The organism is Christiangramia sediminicola, from assembly GCF_031344135.1.
GTDB classification, from domain to species: domain Bacteria; phylum Bacteroidota; class Bacteroidia; order Flavobacteriales; family Flavobacteriaceae; genus Christiangramia; species Christiangramia sediminicola.
This window is the reverse complement of sequence record NZ_JAVJIU010000001.1, coordinates 408,911-420,815: the sequence shown is the minus strand read 5'-3', so window position 1 is coordinate 420,815 and position 11,905 is coordinate 408,911. Positions and strand designations below refer to the sequence as shown.

The following is an 11,905-nucleotide window of genomic DNA, read 5'->3' as shown; positions in this document are numbered from 1 at the left end:
AAAGCTTTTTTTTAACTGGCGCAAAGATACTTCTTAATTAGGTTTTAACAAGGAAGGCAATGTGTTAATTTTCAAACATGAAAATCTCTAATAATCAAAGTACCAATTAAAAATATCGGTTCTGAGTCCAAAATTTATCCAGGTGGTAGAATTTTCAAAATTGGTAACTGTCTTTGCCTGGGGATTAAAATCACGATATATAAAGCTCGCGAACAATTTTAAATTAGTGGTTGGATTAACCAGATAACCTGCTTCAAGTTCAGAATAGAATGAATTTGTAGTATTTCCCTGCCCTATCTTCACTCCAGAATCAAAGGGTCTGTCTTCTTCAGTTCTATAAATATCCTGCCCGTAATAATCTCCGGTTTCAGAAAAATCGAAACCTCTTTTTCCGTAGATAAGTTTAGCCGAACCATACCACCTATCTTTACGATACCTGGCAACACCAATAATTTCCCTGAAGTTAGCTCCCCAAAGATGCGCCATAGACTGGTTATTATGCCCGTAATTGAGGGTTATTGAATTATGAGAATATGTATATGGCCTTACCTGGTTGTATTCTGCCTGCAAATACAGGTCGTCTACTCCAAATGCATTAAAATATTTTAGGCCAGCCTGGAAGCCAAGTTTATTTTTCCAGCTACCATCACCGCCAAATACGTCTGTAGAGGAAAATTCATCGATCAACCATTGACCATAAGCATACATCTGGTTGGAGAATTTATACTTCCCGGTTAGACCAATAATGGCATTCCCACCATCTGCTCCGGTGGCGAATTCAATAGCACGATAAAAGATCACTGGATTCAGGTAATTGAGATCAAAACCACGGTCATTATCATTTTCCCACATTACCGATTCGAAGAAACCAAGATTCAACCTTTTGCTGATGTTTAAACTCAGGTAATGATTGGCAATGTATTTAGTTCTGAATGATCCGCTATTCACCACCTCCGGACGAACGTCTCTTAAAGACATCCAGGTATTGGTATATTTTATTTTCCAGAATTTAGTATTCAATTTTAGATATGGATGCGGAGTTGGATTATCGCTTAATAGCAAGGATCTGTAACCATCACCTATAAAATTGTTACCATGACCAAACTGGATATTTATAAATTCTGAAGGTGTAAATGACAAATATCCTTCAGCAACAGGATAATCGTAACCATCATCCATAAAAGTTTTGGCAATTCCCCTACCCGGAACAATGGCTGGATCTCCTCCCGCCGGCCTAATGGATTCAGCATAATTATTATAATATTGGGCAAATCTTCCCTGGTTCTCATAAATGACCGAGTAGAAATTGAATTTCTTTCCTAATCCGCCCTGGATAATTAATTCTCTAGTATTGTTATAAGTGAAATCATGTTCGGTTTGTTCAAAATCCTTTCCTATTTGCAGATCAAATCCTGGGTCTAAGGTAAACCAGTATTTCTCGGTCTGAAATCTGATTAAATGTTCATTCCATAATTTTCTTCCAGCAAGACTATTTCTATCCTGAAGCAACTCATCTCTGTTAGCCTTAAAATCATAATAAGGATTTACTTCAGCAAACATTAAAGGTTTAGACGCAGAGTGCGTATTAGTTCCAATCTCATTAAAAGCAGCATCAAACCTGCTATAGAACTCATGTGAAAGTGGAATACTTATCTGGCTGGTATAGCGCGGACTCGTAAATTCATCAGACTTAATTCTTTCATATTCTGACAAGGCATTCGGCTCCTCCTTATCTTCAACCTCAACATCATCCCTTAGTTGAATTTCATCTTCTTCACCAACAGGTTCTACTACCACATTATTCTGTAAAGGAATTTTTAGAGGCATTTTGAATTGCATATGAACTGGCCTGCCATTGTATGTAGCAGGTTTAATTTCCGGAAGCGCTTCAAAAACTCTTTGAGTTTCCGTTTTCAATTCATCATAGGCAGCATCCATATAGATAAGCTGAAATTTTCCAGTCTCATCTACTTCAAAAATAATCGTAAGCTGACCTTTATAATTTTCGTTTTGAACTATTTCAGGAACCTCAAAATTTGATTTTATAAAATTTACCAGCGTGCTATTAAAGCAATATTCCTGAGAAGAATAATCTACGCTTGCACATTCTTCGAATTCCGGGTAGATCTCAGAAGAGAGATTTACATCCTGTGCGGAAATTTGAAAACTAAATAATAATAAAGGAAGAAGTAAAATATACTTCATACGCCGGGGACCTATGGTTAATGATTTATGGGTGTAATATACATTTTTTCCAAAAGGGAATTTATATAAAACAAAAAATCCCGGCCATAGCCGGGATTTTCTAAATTATATCAAGAGTAAATTAGTCCTGAACTTTAAATGCAATTGGAAGTGAGTACATAACTCCTACCGGTTTACCACGTTGCTTACCTGGTTTCATTTTAGGTAAACTATTGATCACTCTTGCAGCTTCCTGCTCAAGTCTAGGGTGTGGAGCACGAGCTCTTACCTGACCGATATTTCCTTTTTCATCAATTCTAAACTGAACGATTACACGGTTAATTCCGCTTAGCCCGAGTTCAGACCCAAGATCTGTATCAAACTCTTTGTTCACATATCTACTGATCTTTTCACTCATACACTGCTTACGCTCATTGTTGTTACTTAAGTTTTCACAACCAGGGAAGATTGGCACATCTTCAATAACCGCGAAAGGAACATCTTCAACTTCTTCCTCTACAGGAGCCTCAACAACTTCTTCCACTTCAACGATCTCATCAAGATTAGTTTCGGTAGATTCAATTTCATCCTCCTCAACATCTTCCTCATCTTCTACTACCTCGATAATTTCCGGTGCCGGTGGAGGTGGTGGAGGTGGTGGAGGTGTGTTCTGCATTTCAGTAATTGGCACATCCTCTTCTTCAAGGGCGTCCATATTCACCTGTCCTATATCTATATTATCAGGGTCATAAGTCTTCCACTCTATTGCCTGCCAAGTAATTAGCAGTACAACAATAAGACCCAGCTGCAGATAAAGAGTTCTGTTCCTGTTTAAATCAGCCTTTGGATTTTTCTTAGGTTCCATAATGCGTTATATTGTTAAGGGTTGCTAAAATAAAGATTTTTTCTAAAAAACTAAATTTATCTGGGATAATAAGTAATTAAAACTACGGTTAATTTCTAAACCGTTCATTATCATTCCTGAACTTTAAATCGAATTGGTATTGTATAAGAAACCGGAACAGGCTTTCCTCTCTGTTTTCCAGGCTTCATTTTAGGCAATTCCCCAATAACTCTTCGAGCTTCCTTTTCTAGTTCAGGATGCGGAGCTCTGGTTTGAATTTGTTCTACTTCGCCTTCTTTATTCACCACAAACATAACAAGCACAAGATTTGCACCAGTGAGACCTAACTCACCACCCAATGCTGTATTGAACTCCTTATTCACAAATTTACTGATTTTAGAACTCATACAGCTCTTACGTTCATTATTATCAGTCAGGCTCTCACAACCGGGAAAAATGGGAACATCTTCAATAAAATCAAAAGGAACGTTTATAGGTTCGTCATCTGGTGTCTCCGGCTCTTCGATATCTGAAGGTTCAAGAATATCGTCAAGGTCAATTTCGGTAGGTTTTACCGGATCTTCTTCAATATCTGAATCATCAGGGATTTCCTCAATTACGTCTACAATCGTTTTTGGAGGCGGCGGAGGAGTAATTTCAGGCGTTATAACTACAGGAGGAGTTTCTTCCTCTAGAACATCCATCCCAATCTTTGGATCGTTAAATGATTTCTCATCATAAGTTTTCCATTGGAAAGCTTGAAGGGTTGTAAACAATATTAGGATAAGTCCGATTTGCAGAAACAGGACCCATCTCCGACGAAGGTCGGCTTTCGGGTTTTTCTTAGGTTTCATAAAAGTTTAGTTAATAAAGGTTATAATTTAGCTAGGCTACTTTATGTTTTAACTTCTTTATCGTCGGCGCCATGACCATAAAAAAGAAAACAGCAAGCAGTACACCAGTTGAATTTGCCAGAACATCCCACCAATCGGGTGTCCTGTAACTGGTTAGGGTTCCTTGCAAAACCTCAATTAACATACCAAATATGAAACATGCGAGTGCTACCCACCATAAATTGGAGGTATACCTTTTAAAATCTGAATTTTTAAATAGAAAAAATAGCTTCCACAAGAAAGCTAAAAACAAATATGCTCCGGCATGGAGCATTTTGTCTGTAGGATCAAAACCGGCTACACTTACCTTAAAGTCCATCACTATTAAAGAAAAATAAGTGATGGCACTGGTATAAAGCAGCGCGGCAATAAAAAATATCTTAGCTACCAATTACTTCCTTGTATTCATCAGCAGAAAGTAGGTCATCTAATTCAGAAGTATCAGAAAGTTTGATCTTGATCATCCAACCTTCTCCATAAGGATCTTCGTTTACCTTTTCAGGCTCATCTTCAAGACTATCGTTAAATTCAATAATCTCACCAGATACTGGCATATAAAGATCAGAAACAGTTTTAACTGCTTCTACCGTACCGAATACCTCTTCTTTTTCAAGAGTTTCGTCCAGCGTTTCAACCTCAACATACACGATATCCCCAAGCTCTCCCTGGGCAAAATCTGTAACTCCAATAGTTGCGGTGTCGCCATCAATCTTAACCCACTCGTGGTCTTTAGTGTACTTTAATTCTTGTGGAATATTCATAGTATAGTTTTATAAGATCGCAAAGGTAGTTTTTTAGCCGAATTGTTCAAATATGCCTTCGTTAATTTCCGAAATTATATATAAGCGTAAATCCAGACCTGATGGTAGTTTGCGGAAAGGCTGTGGAAACTGCATATTCTGAGAACGTATGATCGTAATAGAACCTGGCGGTAAGATTTCTGGTAAAGGCATAATCTGCCTTGAAATTGATAGACCAGATATCCTGTCCAGATATGGTTTGGTTATTAGCCAGATCTAGATACCTCACAATGGTTCTGTTCTTTCTGTAAGAAACATCGGCACGGAAGTTAAGATCACTGCTTAGAACTCTTCTTGTTCCACCCAGGGCTGTTGCAATTTTAAGATCCTTGATCCTGTAACCTAATCCAAGGGTATATTCATTTCCACTGTATTCGGTCAATAAATTATTATCAAAACTAAAAGCTAGTGACCTGTCTTTTTCCATTTCGGCTAGGATCTGGATATTCCCTTTAGTCTCAAAATCCACTCTGGCCAGAGGAGTAAATAATTCAGTCAAGACAAGATTTGAGAATAAGACCGGATTTTTGAAATCTCCTGCCTGATTTAATTCCTGCGGATTTGCCGGATCGTAATCCAGGTTCGTCTGAAATTGATTTAATGTGTAATCTGATCTATATCCATGGTTGATGGAAAATCTTCTGAATTTATCTCTAAACCATTCCAACCTCATCAATCCAGTATACTTCAAATTCCAGTTTGGCAGCGGAAAACTTCGTAAAGCACCAAGCTTCACGCTTCCCGCATCCTGACCGGAATATGCCGCAACAAATGCCGGTAATAGCACTGCCTGATTTGTTTTTCCTATACCACGAGGGAAACCATCTTCGTCTAAATCATTCGGATCAAGCCCTCTTTCGCGAGCCAGTCTTTGAGCGATCTCGATACGATTCTGTCTGAATGTCTCAAAGGTTTGAGAGCTGGTTTCGGTTGAATTATTAAAAGCGGTTTTAATAAGTATTGTTGAAATATTCAGGTTTCCGAAGGTATATGGAGTTAATGATTGATATTCTAGCGTAATTGGATCTACTTTATAATTTTCAGAGTAATTCTCTGAATAGTTTTTTCTACCTGTTAATTCAATGGTAAGGTCTGGTAAAAAGCCTAAACCGGCCTGGTAATCTAATTGTTCGTTTTTAAGCGCGGTATATTGCTGGTTGAAATTCTGGAATAGCGTTAACCATCCTCTCTCCGCAGCCATATATCTAATATCATCCTGCAATCCGAAAGTGAATCCCGCAGTTGGCCTGAAGGTCCCCATAAAACCGATACTTTCTGTATAACCCGGAAGAAAAATACCACGGCTGTTTCTATAATTAACCTGGAAAGTTTTAATCCCTGTAACAACACTAATCATAGTGTTGTACGTCTTATTTGATCGGTTTCTTGGTTGCGGTGCAGCTTCCTCCTCTTCTTCCTCTCCTGGAGGGCCAAGAGTTGGCACTCCCCGACTTCTTTCCTGGATAGATTTTCCAGCGCTATTATCTTTTTTCTCAACCAGTCCGAAATAGTTGTAAAGATCCTGCATATTCAAACTCGCATTGATCTGGTGTGTATTCGAGTTTTGAACGCTATTTCCAATATCAGGCACTCCTTCCAGTTGTTGAAAAACTCTGGAACCCCTTTGCCATTGGAAATCTCCAGTATAGGAATAGGTAGCTTTCACAAATCTTAGTACAGGGATCTTATCAAATGGCAACTGATAATTTACCTGCAAAGTCTGGAAATGAAGATTCGGCTCACCAATATTGAAGAAATCGTCCCACAAACCAATACTATTATCTGCAAAACCTTCTTCATCGATGTAATTTCTAATGATCCTGTTATTACTGGCATTAAAAGAGAAGGTTAAAGACCTCGTAAGATTATAATTGACCCCATATTGCCAGTCGAATAGATAGTTTCTTTGATATAGAGTTGGAATTCTAATATCATCTGCTCCCAGTTCCAGAGATCTGAATTTCTGCTCATTATACTGCCTGAAAATATTGGAACTGGCATTGATACTTGACGGAAGGTAGTTTATATTGAAATCTCTGAAAATTGTGAAATAATCACTACTATCTAAAACTGCCACATTTTTAAGAGGCTCGATCGTTTTTTCCGGGAAATTGAATTCGTAAGTACCGCCAACCCGAACACTTTTATCTACGCTTTCTTCTACCTCAAAATCCCGATGGTCTACCTGGTTATAAGATGTCGAAAAAGCAAAGTTTTCCACATCATAAGGCATTGGAGTTTTTTCTCCAACCCGTTCCTTTCTAAGGCCGATCACATTTACACTTTCCCTCTTTGTGTAAGATTGAGATTGCTTTTCAACTCGGTCTCTTTCCACAGGATCCTGGATATTCGCAAGTCTTGTATCGAGTTCCACATCCAGAAATTCCTGGTCGTATTTTGGTGTAATTAACTCTTCTCCCCTGCTATAGTTCACCGGAAATTTAATTCCCCATTTCTTCGGAAGTAACTGTCCCATATTCACATTGGTAACAAAATCATATTGCTTTAGATCTTCCCTGCTTCGCTGATTTGGGCCCTGCTCTATACTTCCAAAACCAACCGTACTTCTTCTTCCGGTAGCAGAAACATTGGCAAAATCTGCCAGGTTACTATCCATACTTACAACTCCGGCCCATCCACCTTCATTTTTCAAGTCTGAAAGTCTAAGCTCATTGAACCAAACCTCACCACAAAGATCGGTTACACCTTCTACGCTGGTTCCGTTCTTCACACCAACCATCAGCAATCTTACGTTTCCAAAACTTGGATTACCTTTTACACCTAACCTCAGACTTCCCATATCATAAGGCGCTTCAGCATTCACTGGCTGCAATTCTTCGGTAAAAAAATTAAGATCTGTAGAAGTCAGGGATGGATCACCCAAAACTGCTGTTTTTATTTGTTGTAAAAGATCAAGCTCTAAATTCAACCGGTTGATCTCAGGCCAGATCTCTTCAGGCGTAGAAGCTCCGAAAAGCGTAGGTGATAATGGGATTTCAATTTGATAAAAGTTATCGGTAAAATCTGTTCCCATTCTTACGAAGGCAACTAACTGACCATCTTTAAGAGGCTGCCTGTTCAAAAGTGACTCGGCGTGTAAGAACATTTCCAGGTTCTTATACTGACGCATGTCTATCTGGAAATTCTTATAAACCGCTCTGGCATCCTGAGGTTGCAAATCACAGGTTCTCAAGGAAAGTGACTGCTCATTCTGCCTGATATTAGAATTACTCTGGTATAATTCTTCTCTTTGCACTCCAGGAGGCAATACATACGGAATTGGCTGCCTGTTTTCGTTCTCTTCAATATTTACCGCATTTACTTCAAAAAGCGTATTCGGATTTTCTATCTGGCTTTGATCTTCAAAAAGGCTTTGGTTATATCTTCTGTAATCACCTCTCACAAGATCCATCGTTCCAAATCTCAAAATAGTTTCATTCTGAAAATCTGAAAGGAACATTCTAATAAATCTGATAGACCTAAAATCTGCGATTCCTCCAACAGCATTGGTTGGTTCAAAAATTGGAACTTTGAATTGCAACCATCTTACCGGTAATTCCTGACCATTTCTCAGGGTTACATCAAGCTCCTTTACATCTGTGATGTACTGGTTATTATCAATATTCATCCCCTGGAAAAATGGAATTTCATATTCAAAATAACTGTTTATCGTATTCATCGTGTTATCACGATTGATGTCTTCTGTAGTTGGAAGCGTGGTATTCCCTCTATTCGTATCGGTTACCTGAGTTGGCGAGTTTCCTTCGGTCCCGTTATAATTTCTATATCGCTGCAGGATGCTACCTTCAGCACTTAGGAAATATTCGTAATTATCTGCAGAGGGATCGGGCAATCCTGCGAAATCAGAAAATTTTGTTCCTTCTTCAGCATCCAGAAGTCCATCAAATCCAGCATCTTGTTGAGTTCTGGCTTCTCCTTCAGTATCAAAAGCATAAACCAGCGAATTGTCCGCAGGAACTATACCGAATGAAGTATTTATCGTGTTTGCCTCACCCAGACCTTCAGGCAATCCATTTTCGTACTGTTTTCGTCCATCCTTCAAAACATCTTCAGAAATATTACCAAGGTTAAAATTGATAGTCCCTCTGGAATTTCCGGCGTTTTCAGAATAAATATATGGGTCCATCACCCAGAACTGGATATACTCTACATTAGATTGCTCAAAATTCGTGGTGTTGATAGAGCGCATGATCCCACCAAAATTTCCTCCAGGATTTGGTAAACTATTAGATCCTGTTGCAGCCGGATTGTAATTGTAAGGTCCACGCTCGGTTGGATCGTAATTCACATCCATGGTATAAACTACCTGAGGCTGGCCTTGCACCACATCTGTATTTGGGAATATTTCGCTTAATGCCACTCTCCTGGCCTCATAAGTAGAAATATCTGAATCGCTTATCCCATCAGGTCTTCTATTGCTATAGAAAATAGGATCTATGGTATACCAGGACAATTTCCCTCTTTTATATCCTACAGAAAGATCTCCGTTAGCCAGTTCTCCTCCAAAACCAATTGGAACACTCGACAATTCCCAGCTAAGCGGATTGTTGATATCTATAGAAGTTTGTGCGGCTTCAAAATCATCTATATAAGTAGTTGCTTTCCCATCAAAGTCGTTCGAAGCAGGAGATCCCGGGATCAGGTAAGCGAACTCACCTCGAACCGATACATTAGATTTTACATCAGTATCGATATTTGGCAATTTATTTACCAGCCTGGTTAGAAAAGGAACTTCAGTACTGTAATTCATGTTGAACCCAAGAATGGTATTATTAATAGGTTCATAACTGTAATTAGCCTTTTGAGTTAAAGGACGCTCTTTAAGGTTAATGAAAGTACCACCAATCAGGAAGTTTTCATTGAATTGATGTTCTACATTCAATCCGGTAAAACGTTTTGTTTGCTGACCGAAAAGTGCATTGTTCTCTGTATTTACCTGAATTGGAATATCTGAGGCAAGCAAAGCTTCATCAAGAATCTGAACCCTTCCCAGCTCATAGTTCACTACATAATCTACACCCTCCTGAAGAATTCTACCTCCGGCAGTCACGGTCACAGATCCTGGTGGAAGATTAAAACCGATCGGAATCCCTTCAACTTCAGCCGATTTATATCTACCCTTCAGCTGGAATTTGTTCTTATCTGCTTCTTCCTGCTCTGCCTGTGTTTTGGTGGTTCTATACATGGCACGGAAAACATACCTCTGCTGGTTCTCATTCCAGGTATCAGGAAGCGTATAATCCTCTGTCCCGCTATTTGGCGTTTCATCCAGCTTTCGGAATAAATGACTACCAAAAGGCTCTACCGTGGTAAAAATGATATTACCGTTCTGAGGATCTATGGTGATTTGCGGTACATAATCAAAGAAACCATCTCCACCATTAATAGGATCGTTATTGTTATTTAACTGGTCTAACCTGAAAACCCTTAATAAAGGCGTTTGAGTTACATCTCCAGGAAGAGTAGTCCCTTCTACCGGCTTGATATAATTTAAAGGCTGCGGATCTGTATAAAGAATGTTCATTCTAAAATCCTGGCGTTCTAACTGGTAAGCACCAAGACTATAAATGTTCTTCATCATCAGATCCCAGATAGGTTCATTTACATTGGTAATGGTACTTTTAAGCATCTTCACCACAAGATTCTGGCTAGCTCTCGGGTTATTTCCTGTATCTGGCTGTTCGCCATTATCCTCATTCGTGGCATTCACTCCGTCATTGGCAAATTCACCAACCTGGTAGACCTGCCCGTTGATAGTATATTGAAAAGCAACCCCCAAAACCTCATCATTACTAAGTCGCTGGTTTAAGGAAATATATCCTAACTGAGTATTTACCGTATATTCATTCGGTTTTAACTGTCTTGCATTTTCAAGTTTCGCATAATCTGTTCCTTCGGAAACTGTTACCGGACCAAAACCCTGATCTACGGTAGCAATATCACGAATAGCAGGCGTTAAGACAGATTCTCCCGCACCTGTAATTCCGAATGGATTAAAATCATTCACCGTGTTATCTGGAAATGCTCCTGTAGGCTGATTGAAGAAACCACCAGGAGGTGTATCCAGACCGATATTACCCGGAATATTGGTTTCCCCAAGATCCTGAATAGCCACAATGTTACGTGTATCCTGGATATTCTGAATATTATTAGTTCGGTTAGTCACCCAAACCTGAATTCTTTTAATCTGAATATTGGTATTGATAAACGGATAGTTCACCAAGGCTTCATCATAAGTATCACGGAAGTAATGCGCCAGGAAAAAGTGCCTGTCCTGATCGTAATCCAAAGCGAATTTTTCAAAATCCTCTACGGTTGCTCCACCTTCAACATTCACCGTTCTTCTCTCCGATTTCTGTTCAGAAAATACACCGGTTATCCTTGTTTTCCCGAATTGCAATTCTGTTTTAAAACCAAATAGACTTTGAGCTCCCTGGATTAAGGCATTATTCAAAGGCATATTCACGTTACCAACTTCAATCTTTTGAACAATATCGTCCTCATTCGGAGTATATTCAAGTTTCAGCTGGTTCTGAAAATCAAAAGTAGACTCTGTATCGTAATTGGCTGTTACCTGAAGCCTTTCACCTATCTGCCCTAGCATGCTCAGACTTATTCTCTGATCAAAATCAAAAGAAAGGTTACGCTGGTTACGGGGAGAAAAAGCCGGGTTATCCTGTTTTGTATATAATAACCCAAGATCCAACTCAACAGAACCCTGTGGCACTATATTGATCTCTGAGCCACCAAAAATGGTTTCAAAAAAATTATTGTTTACGTAAAAGTCTGGAAGCAGGTCTCTTTGAATATCTTCTGAACCTTCCTTTCTACCAGTAAGCGCGTCATTCTTTAGCTTGAAATACTTACGCATTTCCTCCTGGAGAACCAGATCTTCATATTCCTGAGGGGTTAAAACCAGTGGCAAGCCAAGATTGATCCTACCTAAACTTTCCTTATAGAAATAACGGTTAAGGATAGGGTCATATTCGTATTTTGATTCTATACTTTCAGGGTCGGGAAGGCTTATCTGACCGATCACATAGCCGGTGCTAGTGGTATCCTGAGGTGTGTCCTGTGCTACCGCATCTACAGAGAATGCTAGTAATATCAGGAATGTTAGGCGTACCGGTAAAGACAATTTCGGGTAATTGTTCCTCAATTTA

6 protein-coding genes are annotated in these 11,905 nt (G+C 39.1%); all 6 read right to left on the bottom strand.

Annotated elements, in window-relative coordinates; all coding sequences use genetic code 11:
- Window positions 1-87 precede the first annotated feature (87 nt).
- Window positions 88-2,205: a gliding motility protein RemB gene (locus RE431_RS01945; protein ID WP_309560273.1), complete on the bottom strand. Its 2,118-nt coding sequence runs from the start codon at window positions 2,203-2,205 to the stop codon at window positions 88-90.
- A gap of 121 nt (window positions 2,206-2,326) precedes the next feature.
- Window positions 2,327-3,049 carry an energy transducer TonB gene (locus RE431_RS01940; RefSeq protein WP_309560272.1) on the bottom strand — a complete coding sequence of 241 codons (723 nt, stop codon included), beginning with the start codon at window positions 3,047-3,049 and terminating at the stop codon, window positions 2,327-2,329.
- A 110-nt stretch (window positions 3,050-3,159) separates the two neighbouring features.
- Window positions 3,160-3,882: an energy transducer TonB gene (locus RE431_RS01935; RefSeq protein WP_309560271.1), complete on the bottom strand. Its 723-nt coding sequence runs from the start codon at window positions 3,880-3,882 to the stop codon at window positions 3,160-3,162.
- A gap of 31 nt (window positions 3,883-3,913) precedes the next feature.
- Window positions 3,914-4,312: a VanZ family protein gene (locus RE431_RS01930; protein WP_309560270.1), complete on the bottom strand. Its 399-nt coding sequence runs from the start codon at window positions 4,310-4,312 to the stop codon at window positions 3,914-3,916.
- Window positions 4,302-4,682, bottom strand: a complete 381-nt coding sequence (gene gcvH / locus RE431_RS01925) for a glycine cleavage system protein GcvH (RefSeq protein ID WP_309560269.1) — start codon at window positions 4,680-4,682, stop codon at window positions 4,302-4,304. Before gcvH ends, RE431_RS01930 begins: the two co-directional genes overlap by 11 nt.
- Window positions 4,683-4,743: 61 nt before the next feature.
- Complete coding sequence (gene sov, locus RE431_RS01920) at window positions 4,744-11,901, bottom strand: T9SS outer membrane translocon Sov/SprA (protein WP_472924700.1); 7,158 nt, start codon at window positions 11,899-11,901, stop codon at window positions 4,744-4,746.
- Window positions 11,902-11,905: the final 4 nt, after the last annotated feature.